This is a genomic window from Hymenobacter sp. 15J16-1T3B, assembly GCF_020711235.1.
Taxonomy (GTDB): Bacteria; Bacteroidota; Bacteroidia; order Cytophagales; family Hymenobacteraceae; genus Solirubrum.
On sequence record NZ_JAJFAV010000003.1, the window covers coordinates 318,615 to 336,144 of the forward strand.

Annotated in this window: 14 protein-coding genes; 4 read left to right on the plus strand and 10 right to left on the minus strand. The window is 66.0% G+C overall.

Annotation, left to right across the window (positions count from 1 at the left end; all coding sequences use genetic code 11):
* Positions 1 to 67: 67 nt before the first annotated feature.
* Entirely contained in the window at positions 68 to 712 is a 645-nt protein-coding gene (locus LJ737_RS07310; RefSeq protein WP_227764199.1) for a cytochrome c oxidase subunit 3, read from the plus strand.
* 118 nt (positions 713 to 830) lie between these two features.
* Here LJ737_RS07310 and LJ737_RS07315 read toward each other — a convergent pair whose 3' ends face one another.
* Positions 831 to 3,077: a T9SS type B sorting domain-containing protein gene (locus tag LJ737_RS07315; RefSeq protein ID WP_227764200.1), complete on the minus strand. Its 2,247-nt coding sequence runs from the start codon at positions 3,075 to 3,077 to the stop codon at positions 831 to 833.
* Between the two features lie 185 nt (positions 3,078 to 3,262).
* Between LJ737_RS07315 and LJ737_RS07320 the strand changes: the two genes are divergently transcribed.
* Entirely contained in the window at positions 3,263 to 5,332 is a 2,070-nt protein-coding gene (locus LJ737_RS07320; protein WP_227764202.1) for a M1 family aminopeptidase, read from the plus strand.
* A gap of 81 nt (positions 5,333 to 5,413) precedes the next feature.
* On the opposite strand, the gene LJ737_RS07325 is transcribed toward LJ737_RS07320, so the two are convergent.
* The 4 genes from LJ737_RS07325 to LJ737_RS07340 form a co-directional block, all read right to left on the minus strand.
* Positions 5,414 to 6,013: a hypothetical protein gene (locus tag LJ737_RS07325; protein ID WP_227764205.1), complete on the minus strand. Its 600-nt coding sequence runs from the start codon at positions 6,011 to 6,013 to the stop codon at positions 5,414 to 5,416.
* 75 nt (positions 6,014 to 6,088) lie between these two features.
* A complete protein-coding gene (locus LJ737_RS07330) occupies positions 6,089 to 6,544 on the minus strand; it encodes a DUF2147 domain-containing protein (RefSeq protein WP_227764209.1) in 456 nt (151 codons plus the stop codon).
* Between the two features lie 131 nt (positions 6,545 to 6,675).
* Positions 6,676 to 7,113 (minus strand): DUF2147 domain-containing protein, encoded by a 438-nt coding sequence (locus LJ737_RS07335; RefSeq protein WP_227764211.1) that lies wholly within the window; start codon positions 7,111 to 7,113, stop codon positions 6,676 to 6,678.
* An 823-nt stretch (positions 7,114 to 7,936) separates the two neighbouring features.
* Complete coding sequence (locus LJ737_RS07340; RefSeq protein WP_227764213.1) at positions 7,937 to 8,503, minus strand: C40 family peptidase; 567 nt, start codon at positions 8,501 to 8,503, stop codon at positions 7,937 to 7,939.
* A gap of 189 nt (positions 8,504 to 8,692) precedes the next feature.
* Here LJ737_RS07340 and LJ737_RS07345 point away from each other — a divergent pair, with 189 nt between their 5' ends.
* On the plus strand, positions 8,693 to 10,498 hold the full coding sequence (locus LJ737_RS07345) for a M61 family metallopeptidase (RefSeq protein ID WP_227764214.1): 1,806 nt from the start codon (positions 8,693 to 8,695) through the stop codon (positions 10,496 to 10,498).
* A gap of 95 nt (positions 10,499 to 10,593) precedes the next feature.
* On the opposite strand, the gene LJ737_RS07350 is transcribed toward LJ737_RS07345, so the two are convergent.
* Positions 10,594 to 12,177 carry a S8 family peptidase gene (locus LJ737_RS07350; RefSeq protein ID WP_227764216.1) on the minus strand — a complete coding sequence of 528 codons (1,584 nt, stop codon included), beginning with the start codon at positions 12,175 to 12,177 and terminating at the stop codon, positions 10,594 to 10,596.
* A 228-nt stretch (positions 12,178 to 12,405) separates the two neighbouring features.
* Between LJ737_RS07350 and LJ737_RS07355 the strand changes: the two genes are divergently transcribed.
* Positions 12,406 to 12,864, plus strand: a complete 459-nt coding sequence (locus tag LJ737_RS07355; RefSeq protein ID WP_227764218.1) for a hypothetical protein — start codon at positions 12,406 to 12,408, stop codon at positions 12,862 to 12,864.
* A 73-nt stretch (positions 12,865 to 12,937) separates the two neighbouring features.
* On the opposite strand, the gene LJ737_RS07360 is transcribed toward LJ737_RS07355, so the two are convergent.
* The 4 genes from LJ737_RS07360 to LJ737_RS07375 form a co-directional block, all read right to left on the minus strand.
* Positions 12,938 to 14,911: a KUP/HAK/KT family potassium transporter gene (locus tag LJ737_RS07360; protein WP_227764220.1), complete on the minus strand. Its 1,974-nt coding sequence runs from the start codon at positions 14,909 to 14,911 to the stop codon at positions 12,938 to 12,940.
* Between the two features lie 94 nt (positions 14,912 to 15,005).
* Positions 15,006 to 15,557: a hypothetical protein gene (locus LJ737_RS07365; protein WP_227764221.1), complete on the minus strand. Its 552-nt coding sequence runs from the start codon at positions 15,555 to 15,557 to the stop codon at positions 15,006 to 15,008.
* Between the two features lie 148 nt (positions 15,558 to 15,705).
* A complete protein-coding gene (gene bamJ, locus LJ737_RS07370) occupies positions 15,706 to 16,329 on the minus strand; it encodes a BamJ family beta-barrel-assembly machinery protein (protein WP_227764223.1) in 624 nt (207 codons plus the stop codon).
* Between the two features lie 164 nt (positions 16,330 to 16,493).
* Positions 16,494 to 17,498, minus strand: coding sequence for an alpha/beta hydrolase (locus LJ737_RS07375; protein ID WP_227764226.1), 1,005 nt, complete (start codon positions 17,496 to 17,498; stop codon positions 16,494 to 16,496).
* Between the last annotated feature and the right edge of the window lie 32 nt (positions 17,499 to 17,530).

The following is a 17,530-nucleotide window of genomic DNA, read 5'->3' on the forward strand; positions in this document are numbered from 1 at the left end:
GCTTTGCCGGCCAACCATTTGGGGTTGCGCGCGGTTGTTTGGCTTGGTGGCTTCTCCACCGTCGGCCATGAATTCGGACAAGGAACGCAAGGACAAAGTTGGCGCCGGCCGCCCCACCCCCACCTCCGCCCGCCAGGCGAGGTTGCCGCTACTCGAGCTGGTGCTCTACCTCACCCTGGCCGGCGTCACGATGATGTTTGCCGCCCTGGTGGTGCTCTACCTCTACACCCGCACCCGCGAGGGCGACGTGGGCAGCCCGCACCCGTTTCCGCGCTGGTTTTCGCTGAGCACCGTGGTGCTGCTGATCAGCAGCTACGTGCTGGCCCAGGCCCCGCGCCTCTACCGCACCGACGACGTGCCGGCGCTGGTGCGCTGCCTGGGCGCCACGCTGCTGCTCGGCTCCATTTTCGCCGGCTTGCAGATTCTGGGCTGGCGCGAGCTGCAAAACCAGGGCATTTTCTTTACCCGCGAGCCTTCCGGTACCTACGTCTACCTGATTTCGGCCCTGCACGTGCTGCACCTTTTCGGCGGCATGATCTTCCTGGGCGTGCTGCTGGGCCACGCCATGCGCGCCTCCCGCGACGGAATCCGCACCCTGGTGTTTATTCGCAATCCGTACTGGCGGGTGCGCCTGCGCCTGCTGGGCATCTTCTGGCACTTCGTCGACGCGCTGTGGGTGGCCCTGTTCACCATCTTCCTGTTCTTGTTCTGACGGCGCGGCGGCAGTTCGCGCTACGGCTAACACCAAGCGGGCCCGGCAGTATTGCCGGGCCCGCTTGGTTTTCTGGTAAAGCAGCTGACTTTTCGCACCGCGGCCGCAGCGCCGCCGCTTACGGCATCACGGTCACGGTGCCTTTGAAGCGGCGGCCGTCGGTGTACTCCACCTGATAGTAGTACACGCCCTCGGCCACGCCGCGGCCGTCCCAGCGGAAGTTGCGGTCAGGGGACTCGTACACCTTGTTGCCCCAGCGCGAAAAGATGATGATGGAGGCAAAGCGCTGCTCGCAGAAATCGGGGGGCAAGGTGGGCAGGGCGAAGTAGTCGTTGCGCGTGTCGTTGTTGGGCGTGATGATGTTAGCCGGCAGAAACTCCGGCGTCCCCGGCCGTTCCACCTCAAAGCGCACGCGCAGGTGCTGCGGCAGCGGCTGGCAGGTGTTGTCGACCAAGCTAAAGCTGACTTCCAGGGGCTCCCGCTGGGCGGCCTCGCAGCCGGGCGTCCAGCGAAAGTTGCCCGTGGCCGTGCCGGGGCCGCCGCTGCTGCTGAAGCTCATGCCCACCGCGCCCAGCTCAAACCCGGCGGGGGCGGCCGCCAGGGTCAGGCCGTCGAGGTCGGCGTCGCGGCCGGTGAAGGTGGCCGTAAACGTGTCGCCGAGCCGGCGCCTGATTACCAGCACGGAGTCGGGCCCGGTAGGCGCCGCCGGCAGGGTAGAGGTGAGTACCGGCGCCGCGTTGGCGTATTGCACCCGGATGGGCACCACCGCAACCGGACTGGTTTGGCGGTCCTGGCAGGGCGAGGCCGAGGCCACCACCTCAAACTCGTGCAGGCCGCGCGCCACGGCCCGGCAGTCGACGCGCCAGCGCAGCCGCGCCACCGTGCGGCCCGGTACCGCGCTTACTACCGAAAACTGCGCCCCCACCGAAGCCGGGGTGAAGCCGCGCCCGTTCAGCTCCAGGCTCACGTCGTCCCGGTCCAAATCAACGCCTTCCACGTCCACCTCCACCAAGTCGCCCACGCGGGCCACGATGGGAAACTGCGTGGGCGGCGACACCAGCGCCACCGTCGGGGGCTGGTTGGGCGGGCCTTGGGCCGTGAAAGCCACCCGCACCGTGTCGCGGCGGGGCAGGGAGCAGCCGTTGTCCGCCACGATGACGTCGAGCAGGTATACCCGGCCGTGCGAGTTGAAGCAGTCCGGGAAGCACACCGTGGACGTGAGGGTATCGGGCATGCCCGGGCCGCGCACCGTGCCCTGGGTCAGCGTGGCCGGTGGCACCAACGCCTGCGCAAAATTGACCGCCCGCAGCTCCACCTGCAGCTGCGACGTGGGGTCGGGGTCGGTGAAGCGCAGGCGCAGGCAGCGGTTCGGGCCGGGCAGCAGGCGCAGCGTGTCGCGGCCCGGCTGGTAGGTGCCGGCGCCGTTGCCGGGGGCGGCCACCACCAGTTGCGGCGTCTGGTTGGCCTGGCAGGCAATGACCAGCAGCTGAAAGTCGCGGCGCGTCTCGCCGATTTTGACGCCCCGGCGGTATTCCGAGCAGCGTACCCCGAACACGAACAGGCCCAGGCGGGTGGGGCGCACCGTCAGCCGACCCGTGCGCGCGTCGATGCTCAGGGTGGGCGCGCCGGGCATTTGATTGGTGCGGCTCAGCCCGGGCTGCCAGCTCACCTCAGTGTAGGGCGCCGGCGACGCTTGGGCCGGGCGGGAGGTGATGACGTTGGCGTGGCCGTTGAGCGGGGTGACCATGTCGTAGGCCAGCGAGTCGCCGTCGGCGTCCTGCCCGCCGAAATTGAAGTAAAACAGCTCGCCCAGGCAGGCGTAGTCGCTCAGGGGCGGGAAGATGCGCGGGGTGGAGTTGCGGAAGGCCTGGCCGCCCTGCACCACGGCCGGAAACTCCAAGTAGTACGCCTGCCCGGCGTCGCCCGGCGCGACGATGTTGTTGATGACGCCGTTGCGGCAGCAGCGCTCCACGGTCACGTAATACCCGTTGGGGTTGTCGTACACCGTGGCGGGCAGCGTCAGGAGCGTCGAGTAAAGCAGCTTGCGGGTGCTCAGCGACCCGATGGCGCACACCGGATTGGTGTAGGGCACGTAGCTGTTGCCGGCGGCGCTCAAGGTCACATCCTGAATGCGGCGGTTGCTGCCTTTTTCGAAGATGCCGGCCGTGGCGTCGGCGTCGATGGCGCCGGTACTGCCGTTGATGGCGTCGAAGTAGAGCGTGAGCGTGAGGCGGTAGGCGCTGCCGCTCTGGTACTGCAGGTCCAGCTCGCCGCCCACGATGTGGGTGGCCGCAGCCGGCCGAAGCAGGCCCAGGCACAGGGCCAGCACCGACAGCACGTGAATAAAGTAACCGTGTAAGCGCATAATCGTGGGGAAAACCGGCCGGTCGGCGGGCCGTACCCCTGGGAGATTGGCGCCGACGACGTAGCTTGCAAATTACAACCGAATTACCCCGATTAGACCGTCTCACGGCATTTTCCTGGCCGCGCCCGCGCGCCGGGGATTCGGGACGCGAAACGGCATCCGCAGCTCCCTTTCCCATCCATCACATGCGAGTTATTTACCAATTAACGGCGGGCCTGTTGCTGGTCGCCGGCGCGGCCCGGGCCCAGCAGGCAGCCCCGCGCCTGAGCGTGGCCGAGCTAGCCCTCGGCGGCGAGAAATGCGCCCAGGCCCACGTGCGGGCCGCCGCCCGCACGGCCACCAGCTCGGTTCGGCACCGGCAGAAAATGGACCGCTACGACGTGAAGTGGTACAAGCTGGACCTCAACCTGGAAAACAACGCCCGCACCGTCAGCGGCTCGGGCCTGATCCGGGCCCGCAACGTATCGGGCCAGCCGCTGGATTCGCTGGCGTTTGAGCTCTTCAACCGCGACGCGGTCAACAACTGGGGCTACTTCATCGACTCGGTGGTGGTGGACCGCCGCCGCAGCAGCGGCTGGCGCCGCGCCGGCAGCGACGTGACGGCCGCCCTGCCCCAGGCCGTGCCCGCCGGTGCCACCTTTGAGGCCCGCATTTATTACCGCGGCACGGCCCCGCACGGCGGCACCGCGGCCATCGGCAATGCCCTCGACACCGACTCCGATTACGGGGTGAACGTGACGTGGAGCCTGTCGGAGCCGTTCAGCGCCCACGAGTGGTTTCCCGTCAAGCAGGTGCTCACCGACAAAGCCGACTCCTCGGCCGTGTGGGTGACGACCACCAACCCCAACAAGGTGGGCTCCAACGGGGTGCTGCGCCGCGTGACGCCGCTCAGCGGTAACCGCAGCCGCTACGAGTGGCACTCCCGCAAGCCCATCGACTACTACCTGATTTCGGTGGCCGTGGCGCCCTACGTGGAGTACGTGAACTACGCCAACCCCGCCAGCGGCCCGCGCATTCCCATCGTCAACTACGTCTACAACCAAACGGCGCTCAACGACTTCCGCACCGAAATCGACCGCACGCCGGGGTTCATCGAAAACTACTCCAACCTGGTGGGGCTCTATCCCTTCGCCACGGAGAAGTACGGCCACTGCACGGCGCCCATCGGCGGGGGCATGGAACACCAGACCATGACCACCCAGGACGGCTTCTCGTTCACGCTGACCGCCCACGAGCTGTTTCACCAGTGGTTTGGCGACAACGTGACCTGTGCCTCGTGGGAGGACATCTGGCTGAACGAGGGCTTCGCCTCCTACGGCGAATACCTCTCGCTGGTGCAGTTTGGCGGCACCTCGGCGCCCCGGCAGTGGCTGGATCTGACCTTTGCCCAGGCCCAGAACAACTACAACTTCACCACCAACGCCTACGACCAGTTTCAGCCCGGCGGCTCGGTGCGCGTGCCCGATACCACCAACGTCGGCCGCATCTTCAGCTCGCGCCTGACCTACAAGAAAGGCGCGGCCGTCATCCACATGCTGCGCTACCTGCTCAACGACGACACCAAGTTCTTCAACGCCCTGCGCACCTACCAAAGCACCTACGCCGGCCAGTCGGCCCGCACCCGGCAGCTGCAGCAGGTGTTTGAGCAGCAGGCCGGTCGCTCGCTGCAGTACTTCTTCGACCAGTGGTACAGCGGGCAGGGCTACCCCTCGTTTGCCGTGCGCTGGAACCAGGTCGGTACCAATCTTTATCTGCGCGTGAATGAAACCGCGTCGATGCCCACCGTTACGCCGTTCTTTCTCACCGACGTGACCTACCGGGTGCGCTACGCCAGCGGCCAATCCACGCTGCTGCGCGTCACCCAAAGCCAGGCCACCACGGATTTCGCCACTACCGTCCCCGCCGGCCAAACCGTGGTTGGCATCGACGTGGACCCCGACCAGTGGGTGCTCGATTACAACAGCAGCGCCGCCCGCGACAACACCCTGGTGCTGGCGGCCCGCCAGCAGCAAGTGGCGGCCGCCCTGCCCGTCTACCCCAATCCTTGCCGCGACGTGCTGCAGCTCCCGGCGTTGCCCCAGCGCGCCGTCACGGCCGAAGTCAGCGACCTGGCCGGCCGCGTGGTGCTGCGGCAGGCCCTGAGCGGCACGGCCGCCGCGCTGCGCGTGCAGACGCTGGCCCCGGGCCTCTACCACTTGCGTCTGCGCCAAGCCGATGGCAGCCTCGCCGGCTGGACGCGCTTCGCCAAGGAATAGGCGCAACCAGTCCGCAATACGCACAAACCCCGGCTACCGCAAGGCGGCCGGGGTTTGGTGTTGTTGGGCGGCAGCGGGGCGCTAGTGCGGGGCGGGTTGCGGCTGAATAAACAGCGCATCCATCAGCTGGTCGAAGGAATACGCCTCGCAAAACATGCGGTCCTCGATGTGGTTGCAGGCCACGCGGATAAAGCCAGGCCGGCCGTTCAGGCTGATCAGGTCGATGGTGACGGTGCCGAAGCGCTGCTGGCAGCGGCCGGTATCGGGGCAGTCGGCGGGGCTGGGCTTGAGAAAGTGCTTGGCAATGGTTTCGGTGCAGGTCGGCAGCTGCCGGGTGCGCACGTCGGAGGCGGCTAGGTGGTAGCCCAGCGGCAGCATCCGGTCGCGCAGCAAGTCGAACAGGTGCTGAAAGTTGGTGGGGCCCAGGGCCGGGTCGTAGAACAGCAGGGCGCCGTGTTGCCCGCAGCTGTCGAGTCGTTGCACGCGCGGGCCGCCGTGGCAGGGCGGCAGGCCGGCCTTGCAGTAGTGGTAGGCTTTAAAATACGCGTCGAGCCAGGGCCGAAAGTCCTCGCGCTGCTTCCACTGCTCGTACGCCCGCAGCTCGGCCGCCGAGCGGTGCAGCGGCTGCCAGGAGGCGTCGGACCCCAGGCCCTTAAACAAGCGGCGAAGAAAATGAAGCAAGGTGGGAAAGGTGCGCGAATCGAGCGGAAAACACGCATTTCCCAAAATAGTTTCGCCCGCGGCGCCCGGCCTGCCTCAACGCACCCGCTTCCAGACCTGCGCCCGGCCCACCAAGGCAAAGCCGATGTAGCCTTTGACTTCGAGCAGATCGGGGGCTACCGAGCGCACGTAGCAGGAGTAGGTGCGCCCGTTGTCCGGATCGTAGATCTGGCCGCCGTCCCAGCGGTTGTCCTCGCGGTTGAAGCGCAGGTCTTGAATAATGGTCAGGCCCACGTGGGGTTGGGTGCGGCGCTTGGGGTCGGGGTTGTGCACGTCGAGGCGGGGCTTGCCCTCGGCGTCGGTGGGGTGCAGCAGCTGCACGATGCGCCCGCACAGCTGCTCGCCGCAGCGGTAAAACTCCACCTGGGTTTCGCCGTGCTCGTCGCTCCACACGCCCAGCGGCATGGCCGGGGTGGCAGTCGTTTGGGCCGGCAGCCCCGCGGGGCCGGCCAGCAGCAGCACGGTCAGAAACAGAAAACGGAGGAGGTGCACGGCGGGACAGGCGTTTGAGGCAGGAGGCCCAAGTTACGCAACGCCCCGCAGAACCGCCCGACCCGAAAACGAACAGCCGCCGGCTCCGTTTGGGGCCGGCGGCTGAACCAAGTAACTGGCAAACGAGGCGCTTATTTTACCCGCGTCCAGGTTTGCGAGCGGCCAATCAGCGAGAAACCAATGTAGCCTTTCACTTCCATGGTGTTGGCGTTGAGCATCTTCATGTAACAAGAGTAGGTCTTGCCGCTCTCGGGGTCGTAGATCTTGCCGTCGTCCCACTTATTGGCCTCGTCGTACTCGAAGTCCTGCATGAACACCAGGCCCAGGCGCGGCCGGCTGCGCAGCTTGGGGTCGGGGTTTTGCGAGTCGGTTTTGGGCTTGCCCGTGGCCGGGTCGTTGGGCACCGTCAAGGACACGATCTTGCCGCAGAGCTTATTGCCGCATTTGTAAATCTCAAACGTGGCTTTCTTCTCGCCGTTGGTCCACACACCCAAGGGCGAGAGGTTTTGGGCGGAAGCAAAGCCGACGGCGCCCAGCAGGAACACTAGGCACAGGAGGAGCTTTTTCATGGTCTGAAAAGGGTAGGAAGTGAGGTTGGTGGGGAAAAGATACAAAAGCAGCTCGACGGCGCAACATTGTCCGGTACGGCCGCATTGGCAAGGAGTATACCAAGCTTCCGGTAGCTTCGTCAGTAAGCCCGACGGCGCTAAAAATAATAGCGCTGATAATCAGTTTTATGCCGCTGAAACGCCGCAAAGACCGAAAAAAACCAGCTTTTTATTTTGAACCATTCGTACCACATATAACTTTAGTAACCGAAGCGAGTGCTTCAGCCCCGGCCAGCGGACCTAAGTTGCTGGTAGCGCCCCCGGTGGTTATGTGTCACCAAAAAGAAAGGAGGTACAAAATGTCTGATAGTCCCAAATCCATCCTGCCAAGCCTGAGTAATGTCGTTCGCTTCACCGCCGAACGCGCGTAACACTCAAGTGTCGCGGGGGAGCGTATGTTTCCCTGCATTACGGCAGGTCTGAACTAAGATGGCCGCACCGGTATCCCCGGTGGCCGGTCGCTTGGTAAGATGGCCCCAGGATTAGAGGCCCGGCTACCTGTGAAGGCAGCCGGGCCTCGCTGTTTTCAAGCCTTTGGACTGCGCTGAGCACGGTTCACCCCGTAGTCATTGCCAGCGAAGCGCGGCAATCGTTGCTTTCGTGGCACAGCGGTTCAACTGGCACCGACGCAAACGCCCCCGCGCGAAACCTAAGACTCGGTTTCGCGCGGGGGCGTTTTAAGCTTGTAGGGATTGCGTCGGCGCTGCTACTAGCCGAAGGATTGCTTCGCGTTACTCGCAATGACTGCCGGTGCTGCCGTTGCTTTTCGAATCGGAATGCAGATTTAGAGCACGCGGCGAATGCCGAGGAAGCGCCGCTCGTAGTCGGTGCCGTCGACCTGGCTGATTTTCACGCCCGGGTCGCGGCGCGAGGAGGAGGAGTGCACGAAGCGCAGCGGCTGACCGGGCTCGGAAATGACGATGCCGGCGTGGCCGGGCGTGGTGGCGTCCTGAGCGGTACCGGTGAAGATGATCAGGTCACCCTTGCGGGCTTCGGCGCGGGGTACGGCCGTGCCGGTTTTGTACTGCAAGGCCGAGGAGTGGGGCACGTCGACGCCGAACTGCCCGTAGACGTAGGTGAGGAAGCCGGAGCAGTCGAAGCCGCCCTCGGGGGTGGTGCCGGCGTAGCAGTAGGCCTTGCCGAGCTGGCGCAGGGCGAAGCTCACCAGCTGGTCGGCGCGGTCGGCGCTAGCGTGGCGGCGGGGGGCGGTGGCGGCGCGGTACACCACGGCGCGCACGGGCGGCAGGTCGCCGCTGGCGGGCACGGGGGCGTCGGGGCGCAGCTGCTGCCAACCCAAGACGCCCAGCAGTAAAGTCATCAGGGCTCCAAACATGAGCCAAACGGTACGCATAAGTCGGGCCAGACGGGCGCGGTGTGGAACGCTGCCGGGCTTGCGGGACTAACGTAAGGGCCGTAGCGGGCGTTGCGCCGAGCATGGAAACGGGCTTTTTCGGGCTTACCTTGCAGCCCTGCGCCGGGCGCGGCCGTCAGTGGCGGCACAGCCGCCCGGACGCGGTTTTCACTCACTCCACCGTTATTCATGCTGACTACCACTTGGCGCCACCTCGGCGCCACGGCAGCCCTGGCCCTGCTGGGCTCGGCTTCGGCCCTGGCCGCCCCCACGCTGCGCTACGTGCTGTCGATGCCGGCGCCGCAGACGCACTACTTCGAAGTTGAAATGCAGCTCAGCGGCTTCTCGGGCCGCACCACCGACGTGAAAATGCCGGTGTGGGCACCGGGCTCGTACTTGGTGCGCGAGTTTGCCAAAAACGTGGAGGGCTTCACGGCCCAGGCCGGCGGCAAGGAGCTGGCCGTCGACAAGCTCAACAAGAACACCTGGCGCATCACCCACGCGGGGCAGAAGGATTTTACAGTGCGCTACCGCGTGTACGCCAACGAGCTGAGCGTGCGCACCAGCTTCGTCGACGCCTCGCACGGCTACCTGAACGGCACCAGCGTGTTCATGTACCCCGACGGGCAAAAGCAGCTGCCCGCGCAGGTGGAAGTACGGCCCTTTGAGGGCTGGAAAGAAGTATCGACCAGCCTGAAGCCAGCTACGCAGGCCGGGCCTTCGTTCACGTTCCTCTCCTCGAACTACGACGAGCTGGCCGATTCGCCCATCGAAATCGGCAACCACAAGGTGCTCAGCTTCGACGTGAACGGCACGCCGCACCGCATTGCCATGTACGGGCAGGCCACCTACGACGAGCAGCGCGTGGTGGCCGACTTCAAGCGCATCTGCGAATCGGCGCAGAAGGTGGTGGGGCAGAACCCTTTGGACCGTTACCTCTTCATCGTGCACAACCTGGAGCGCGGCGGCGGGGGCCTGGAGCACCTGTTTTCGACCACGCTGGAAATTTCGCGCCAAGCCTACAACACGCCGGTGGGCTACGAGGGCATCCTCGGGCTGGCGGCGCACGAGTACTTCCACCTCTGGAACGTGAAGCGCATCCGCCCCATCGCGCTGGGGCCCTTCGACTACGACCGGGAAAACTACACCCACATGCTCTGGCTGAGCGAGGGCGGCACGGAGTACTTCTCCAACCTCATCGTGCAGCGCGCCGGCTTCCAGAAGCCCCAGCAGTACCTGGATCAGCTGGCCACCGGCATCACGCGCGTCGAAAACACGCCCGGCAACAAGGTGCAGTCGGCGGCCGAGTCGAGCTGGGACGCGTGGATCAAGTACTACCGACCCAACGAAAACTCGCCCAACTCGACCATCAGCTACTACGACAAGGGCGAGGTTATCGGGGCGGTGCTCGATCTGATGGTCATCAACGCCACCAAGGGCCAAAAAAGCCTGGACGACGTGATGCGCTACCTCTACGACCAGTACTACAAAAAGCTGGGCCGGGGCTTCACGGATGAGGAATACCAGGCCGCCGTGGCCAAAGTGGCCGGCCGCCGTTTCGACGAGTTTTTCCGCCAGTCGGTGTACGGCACCAAGCGCCTCGACTACGAAGGCGCGCTGGGCTACGCCGGCCTGCGCCTGGTCACGGCCACCGGGCAGGACGCTTCGCTCGGCGCCACCGTGTCGACCACCAGCGGCAAGCCGGTGGTGAGCAGCGTGCTGCGCGACGGCAGCGCCTGGCAGGGCGGCCTGAACACGGGCGACGAAATCCTGGCCGTCGACGGCCTCCGCCCGCCCACCGACATCAGCCAGAGCCTAGCCACCCGCCCGGTAGGCAGCTCGGTGCGCCTGCTGGTGCTGCGCGACGGGCAGACGCGCGAGCTGACAGTGCCGCTGCTGGCCGGCACGGCCACCCGCTACCGCATCGAAATGGCGCCGGACGCCTCGCCCGAGCAGCTGGCCGTGCGCCGCAAGTGGCTGCAGCTGGCCCAGTAACGCCAAGCTGCTGGATACCGAAACGCCCCGCCGGAATCGTCCGGTGGGGCGTTTTTGTTAAAACGGGCAATACCTACGTCTATGGCGCCACGACTCTACTGCACCAACGCGCCCACGGCCCGGGCCAGATTCAGGCGGCCGTAGCCGAAGTTTGGGTCGCGGCTGGTGGCGTTGGAGCTGGCGGCTACGAGGCGGGCTTTGATTTGCTCCCGGGTTTCCGTGGGGTACTTGCTCCAGACCACGGCCGCCATAGCCGCCATGGAGGCCGTGCTGACCGAGGAGCCGCCCACGGTGCTGGGCGCGTCGCCGCTCATGGCCAGGGAGAGGGGGCGCAGGTTGTTGCTGCTGCGCTGCATCACCACCGTGAATTCCACGTCGGAGCCTACGTGGCACTCGTCGCAGCGGGTGGTGAGGTTGTCCTTGACGCCCGTCACGGCCACGGCTTCGGCCATGCTGGCGGGGAAGATGACGCCCACCCAGCCGGCCGACCAGTCGAAGGACGTGCCGGCGGCGCAGAAAATGAGCTTGCCGCGCCCGTAGGCGTAGCGGATGGCGTCGGCCAGCTGCGAGGAGCTGGTGACGCGGCCCATGCTCATGCTGATAATGCGCACGTCCGGGCGGTTGGCGGCCAAGGTGTAGGCATCGGCAATGCCCTGCACCTCGCGGGAGGCGTCGATGAACACGTCCTCGGCGGCGCGGATGGTAATCAGGTTGGCGTTGTAGGCAATGCCCACGCTGGCGCCGTCGGTGCCGCGGGGCGCGGCGGCTGCGCCGGCCATGCTGGTGCCGTGCCCGCACTGGTCGTTGGGCGTTTCGGCCGCGCCGTAAGGGATGCCGAAAATGCTGTTGCGCGGCAGGGTGACGAGCCGCTCCACGCTGCGGCCGGCGCTCAGGCCCTGGTTGAAGGCCGCGCCGAGATTTTCCTGCTGGTCCGACGAGCCGGTGTCGATGATGACCAGTTTTACCCCGCTGCCGGTGCTCTGCGTCCAGGCCGCACGAATGCCGTGGTAGGCGTCGGCTTGGTTCCAGGACGACTTGCTGCCGTTGCTCAGCACCGCGTAATCGGAGCCGGCCACCAGGCCCGCGGTGGCGGTGTTGTTGCCGCAGCCGCTGCTGCTCAGGCTGGCGGTGGTGCGGTTGGCCACGCCGTCGGGGTGGTAGGGCTCGTAGCCCATGGGTTCGGCGTAGCGCACCAGCGGGGAGCGGCGCAGCGCTTGCACCGTGGCCAGCTCGCGCACCCGCACCGTCAGCACCGGCAGCGTCGCCTGCGGAAAGACGACGAGGTTATCGGCCGTGACGTCGGGGTGGGCGGCGCGCTCCGCAGCGAGGATGAGCTCGAGCACCTGCTGGCGGGCCTGCTGGTAGGCCGGGTCGGCAGTGGCGTTGTTGGGCAGGGGCGCGTCCTGGCCGCCGCGCCCGGCGGGGGCGTAGCCCACGCTCAGTACCTGGTCGGAGCGCTGCAGGGCGCTCCACACCACGTGGTCGGTGGCCTGGCGCCAGTCGTAGGCGCCGGTCTGGCGCACGCGGGTCCAGATCTGCTCGTCGAGCTGGGCGGCGGTCAGGGCCTCGCCGGCCAGTGCCGGCTCGGGCTGCAGCTGGCTTAGCTCCTGGTCGGCCGATTGGCAGGCGCCCAGCCACAGCAGCAAGGCCGCGGCGGGGTACAGGGTAAACTTGGGCATAAAACGGTGCTTTGGGGTGAGAATGAGAACATTCCACCAAGGCACGAAAAATCAGCGAGTATTACAACATGCATAATAAATATCCCCTTGAATGCCAGCCGCCTCCGGCACGAGGCTGTACTTACCCGAGCTGGTTCGGCGGGCTCAGCCCAGCCATTGGGGCGGGGCGTGCGTAGGAGGTAGCGCCGCCGGCGGGCCTTTCGCCGTGCCCGCCGCTTGTCTTTGCCCATGAATCCACTCTTTCGAATTGCGCTGCTGGCCGGCGGGCTGGCTGCGGCTGGTGCCGCCCGGGGCCAGAGCCGCCCGGCCATTGCTGTCAACGGGGCGCCTTTTCAGGACTGCCAGCCGCTGGCGGAGTTGCGCAGTCTGGCGTTGCCCGTCGGCCGCCCCGATACGCTGATGGTGGAGTTTATCGTCGTGCGCGGCTATCGGCCCATCGGCGTGCGGCAGTTTCCGTCGGTGGCGGCGTTCAACGCATTCGACGTGCGCACCTGGCTGAACACGCCCGGCGTGCCCCCGCCGTCGGCGGCGCAGGTGCCCCGGCGCTACGAGCTGCCCATGCGCACGAAAGTGCAGGGCGGCGACCAGCTGGTGGTGACAGTGGGCCGGCTGGCCAAGGGCCGGCGCATTATGGACGACCGGGCGCTGATTGCCGAGACCTACCACATCGTGCTCTGCGACGAGTAACCGGGGCCAAAAAGCGCCGGCCCGCTGCCCGGAAGGGGAGCGGGCCGGCGGCCGAAAAGCGTAAAGACGGGAGTTAGTACACCCGCTTCAAGGACACGTTGCGGGTGGGCGTGATGATGAGCGGCACCTTCTCAATTTTCACCGAGGAGGTGTCCAGCCCGAAGTACTTGTCCTCGGAAGCAATAAATTGCTTGATGTAGAAGTACGCCTGCATAACCAGGTTTTCCACGAACGGCAGCTCGTTTTCGACCGAGAGAAACTTCTCCAGCACCACGAAGCGGAAGTCGCCGGTCACGTGCTGCTTGCTCAAGGACTCGTAGCGCGAGGTGATGTCCACTTCCTTGTTGCGCACCAAGTCTTCCACCACTTTGCGGAAGTAAAGGTTGATGCGCTGCTCCACGCGGAAGCCCAGGCGGAACGTGACCCGGAAGGCGTCGTTCTGCGCCAGCTCGGTCACCTTGTATTCCATGGTGTAGGGCTCGTCGGTGGTATCCACGTGCACAAACCAGTAGATGTCGGCGCGCTTGGGGCGCTTCTGGAAGATCGAGTAGATGATTTTCGACTCGATTTCCGTCTGCCGCTCGGCCGAAGACATGAACACCAGGTGGGTGGCGTACTTGGGCACGGTTTCGTCGTTGCTGAGCTCCTTGAGCGCGTCCATGTACGGGTCGATTTTGACGAATTCCGTCAGGCGGCGCTTGATGAAGTAGGCCCGCAGCCAGGTGTACATCACCCCGATCAGGCACAGGCTAATGGCCACCGACACCCAGCCGCCGTGGGGGAATTTGATGAGGTTGGCCACCAGAAACGACCCCTCGATGCCGCCGTACACCAGCACGAATAGCACAATCAGGGCCATCGGGGCGCGCTTGGCCCGCAGCCACATCGAGAGCAGCAGCGTGGTCATGAGCATGGTGATGGTAATGGCCAGGCCGTAGGCGGCTTCCATGTGCTCGGAGCGCTGGAAGTAGAGCACCACCGCAATGCAGCCCAGCAGCAGCAGGCGGTTCATGCTCGGCACGTAGAGCTGGCCCTTCACGTCGGTGGGGTAGTTCAGGCGCACTTTGGGCCACATGTTCAGGCGGATGGCTTCGGCCACCAGCGTAAACGAGCCCGTAATCAGGGCCTGCGAGGCAATGATGGCCGCAATGGTGGCAATGCCGATGCCCACGAGCAGAAACCACTCCGGCATGAGGGCGAAGAAGGGGTTACGGCCCTGCAGCTCGGTGCCGACGTGGTTCATCAGCCAAGCGCCCTGCCCGAAGTAGTTCAGCAGCAGGCACAGCTTCACGAAGGTCCAGCTGATGCGGATGTTGCCCTTGCCGCAGTGGCCCAGGTCGGAGTACAGCGCCTCGGCCCCGGTGGTGCACAGGAACACGGCCCCCAGCAGCCAGAACCCGCCGGGCGTGTTGACCAGCATGTTGTAGGCGTAGTAGGGGTTGGCGGCCTGCAGAATGCTCGGGTGCTGGGCAATGCCGTACACGCCGAGCACCGCCAGCATCGTGAACCAGAGGAACATAATGGGTCCGAAAGCCTTGCCCACGATTTGGGTGCCGAAACTCTGCAGTAGGAACAGCCCGCACAGAATGGCAATGACGATGTACATCGTCGGGATGCCCGGGTACTTGGCTTCCAGGCCTTCAATGGCCGAGGACACGGAAATGGGCGGCGTAATCACGCCGTCGGCCAGCAGGGCCGCGCCGCCGATGATGGCCACGGCCGACAGCCAGGCCCCGCGCCGGCGCACCAGGGCGTAGAGCGAGAAAATGCCGCCTTCGCCGTTGTTGTCCGCGTTCAGGGTCAGCAGCACATACTTGATGGTGGTTTGCAGCGTGAGCGTCCAGAGCACGGCCGAAATGCCGCCGTATACCAAATCTTGGGTGATGACGCCGGGCACGATGGCCTTCATCACGTACAGCGGCGAGGTGCCGATGTCGCCGTAAATGATGCCGAGGGCAATGAGCAGGCCCGCAGTGGAAATGGCGGTGTGCGAATGGTGAGCCGCGGCGGTGGTTTTGCCGTCGGCCAGGGTTTTGGTGTCACTCATGAGGACGCGACAACGAAGAATAGGTGGACCTCTGAAAATGAGGCGCGCAAAGGTAAGGATGCAAGCCGAACCGCGCCGCAGGGCCAGGACGTCGTTAGAACGCGTCGTCCGGCGCCGGCGCGTCGTCGGCCAGGTCTGAGTCGGGGGCGGCCCGCATGGCGGCTTCGGCCGCCTGCTGAGCGGCTAGCAGGGCCAGGGCTTCGGCGGCGGCGCGCTGGTGGCGCCGGTGAATGCGCACGTTGGTTTCGGCCGCTAGCTTCTGCCAGGGCGCCAGCTCGCCGGCCAGGGCGTGGTGGGCCGCTTCCTGCCCCAGCCGGGCCAAGCGTACCCGCACGGCCCCGCGCTGCCCCCAGGCCAGCATCAGCGCGCCCGTGGCCATGCCGAGCATGGCGGTGAGGGTGCGGATCCAATCCTGCAGAAACGCCAGCGTGAAGCCGCCCAGGGTGAAGGCCCCCAGCATGATCCACAGCAGCCAGCGCACCCGCTGCACCGCTACGCGCTCCAGCTCCAGCAGGCTGTAGTGGCGCCCGTCGATGCGCACCTCGTCGTCGGTGAGGTGCCAGCGGCCGTCTTCGCTCTGCACGGGCGGGGCGGGCGGGGGCAGCAGCGGCGGGAGGTAGTAGCCGGCGAAGTCGGGTTGTTCCATGGAGGGCGGGCCGGGGGATACGTGACAAGTAACAGGAAGTGGCGGGGCGGGCGCGGCAAGCCGTGTGCCGCTTCGCCCAACGCGTCATTCAGTCAGGGCCGCACTCGGGCCGCTTGCCTGCTACTTGTCACGCGGTTCAGGTCCCGGCTTAGTTGACTTTCAGCAGCTCCACGTCGAAGACCAAGGCCGAGTCGGGGCCGATGTCGCGGCCGGCGCCGCGGGGGCCGTAGGCCAGGTTCGAGGGAATGTAGAGGCGCCACTTCGAGCCCTCGGGCATGAGCTGCAGGGCTTCCGTCCAGCCGGCAATTACCTGGTTGACGCCGAAGGTAGCCGGCTCGCCGCGCTGGTAGCTGCTGTCGAACACCTTGCCGTTGATGAGCGTGCCGTGGTAGTGGGTCGTCACCGAGCTGCGCGGGCCCGGCTTGGGGCCGGTGCCTTCCTGCAGCACCTCGTATTGCAGGCCGCTGGGCAGGGTTTTCACGCCGGGCTTGTTTTTGTTTTCGGCCAGGAAGGCTTCGCCAGCGGCCTTGTTTTCGCCGGCGGCACCGGCATCGGCGGCCTCTTCTTCTTCGCCGCCCATCAGCTGCTGAAACTGCTGCATGGCCTGCTGCATTTGCTCGGGCGAAAGTTGGCTGGGCTTGCCGCCGAGGGCGTCTTTGAGGCTGGCTGCCAGCACGTCCACGTCGAGGTCGAGGCCCTGCTGGGCGAAGTTACGGGCCAGGTCGCGGCCGATGATGTAGCTGATTTGCTGCTTGAGCGAGGTCAGTTCCATGGGGTTGGGGTTGGATGAATACGGGCAGCCGCAGCCGCCAAACGGTCGGTTATACGACTGAGGGCGCGAAGGTGCGGAAAAAACGCGGGCTGCGGCGGCGAAAACCCGTGGGCACGAACCGCGCCAGCACCCCGGTCCGCCACAATGGCATGGCTACACGGCTGCTACCGGCCGAACACTTTGTTCAGGAAGTTCACCGTGTAGAGCAGCGTCGGCTCAAACCAGGGGTTGAACAGCGGAAACGGGTGCGGGGCCTCCGGAAAGCTCTGCACCTCGCTGTAAATACCCAGCGCGTCGAGCTGCCGGCGCATGTCGTCGCGGCCGGCGTGCATGCGCGCCACCCCGCTGTTGATGAAGAGAATAGGCGGCGTTTGGGCCGAGACGTGGTTGAGCGGGGCGGCCTGCTGCCACAGCTCGGGCTTTTCCGTCTTCGAGGCTCCAAACCAGAGCGTGGCCGCCGAAGGGCCCTTCCGGTCGTCGCCCTCGCCCGACTCGGGGTGAATGAAAGCCAGCGTGCCGTCGGCATCAATGATGGCCTGCACCGCGCTGCTGCGGCTGCGGTAGCAGGAGCCCGCCTCGAAGAGTGGGTCGCCGGCCGTGGTGCCGACCAGCGTAGCCAGCTGCCCGCCCGCCGAAAAGCCCCAGATGGCGACCTTGGTGGTGTCCACGCGGTAAGTGCGGGCGTTGGCGCGCAGCCAGCGCAGGGCCGTTTTCAAGTCCTGCACCGCCGCCGGGTAGGGCGCCTCGGTGCTCAGACGGTACTCGGCCGTGACGGCCACGTAGCCCCGCGCGGCCAGCTGCTGGGCCAGCGGCACGTGCTGGCTTCGCTCGCCCGAACGCCAGCCGCCGCCGTGCACGATGAGAACGGCCGGATACGGCTGCCGGCGCTTGGCTTTGGGGTAAAATACGTCGAGCTGCAGGGCCCGGCCGCCGGGGAGCGTGCAGTACGTCTGGTTCGGGGCCGTGCGGATGGTTTTCGGCACGGCCGGCCGGGCCACGGTGATGGTGGGGTGCTGCTTTTTGGCCTTAACGTAGGCGCTGTGGGTCGTAAAGGAAGTGTCGCGCGGGGTGGGGGCGGGCTGCTGGGCCAGGGCCGGGCCGGCCAGGATGCCGAGGAGGCTGCCCACGAGCCAGCCGCGCCGGCCGAGAAACGATAGGAAAAAGCGCATGTGCGGGCGAGCTAGATCAAACACACGCCAAA

Coding starts and splice junctions, on each gene's coding strand:
- LJ737_RS07310 (WP_227764199.1), top strand. CDS start 68: ATGAATTCGGACAAGGAACGCAAGGACAAAGTTGGCGCCGGCCGCCCC.
- LJ737_RS07315 (WP_227764200.1), bottom strand. CDS start 3,077: ATGCGCTTACACGGTTACTTTATTCACGTGCTGTCGGTGCTGGCCCTG.
- LJ737_RS07320 (WP_227764202.1), top strand. CDS start 3,263: ATGCGAGTTATTTACCAATTAACGGCGGGCCTGTTGCTGGTCGCCGGC.
- LJ737_RS07335 (WP_227764211.1), bottom strand. CDS start 7,113: ATGAAAAAGCTCCTCCTGTGCCTAGTGTTCCTGCTGGGCGCCGTCGGC.
- LJ737_RS07340 (WP_227764213.1), bottom strand. CDS start 8,503: ATGCGTACCGTTTGGCTCATGTTTGGAGCCCTGATGACTTTACTGCTG.
- LJ737_RS07345 (WP_227764214.1), top strand. CDS start 8,693: ATGCTGACTACCACTTGGCGCCACCTCGGCGCCACGGCAGCCCTGGCC.
- LJ737_RS07350 (WP_227764216.1), bottom strand. CDS start 12,177: ATGCCCAAGTTTACCCTGTACCCCGCCGCGGCCTTGCTGCTGTGGCTG.
- LJ737_RS07355 (WP_227764218.1), top strand. CDS start 12,406: ATGAATCCACTCTTTCGAATTGCGCTGCTGGCCGGCGGGCTGGCTGCG.
- LJ737_RS07360 (WP_227764220.1), bottom strand. CDS start 14,911: ATGAGTGACACCAAAACCCTGGCCGACGGCAAAACCACCGCCGCGGCT.
- LJ737_RS07365 (WP_227764221.1), bottom strand. CDS start 15,557: ATGGAACAACCCGACTTCGCCGGCTACTACCTCCCGCCGCTGCTGCCC.
- bamJ (WP_227764223.1), bottom strand. CDS start 16,329: ATGGAACTGACCTCGCTCAAGCAGCAAATCAGCTACATCATCGGCCGC.
- LJ737_RS07375 (WP_227764226.1), bottom strand. CDS start 17,498: ATGCGCTTTTTCCTATCGTTTCTCGGCCGGCGCGGCTGGCTCGTGGGC.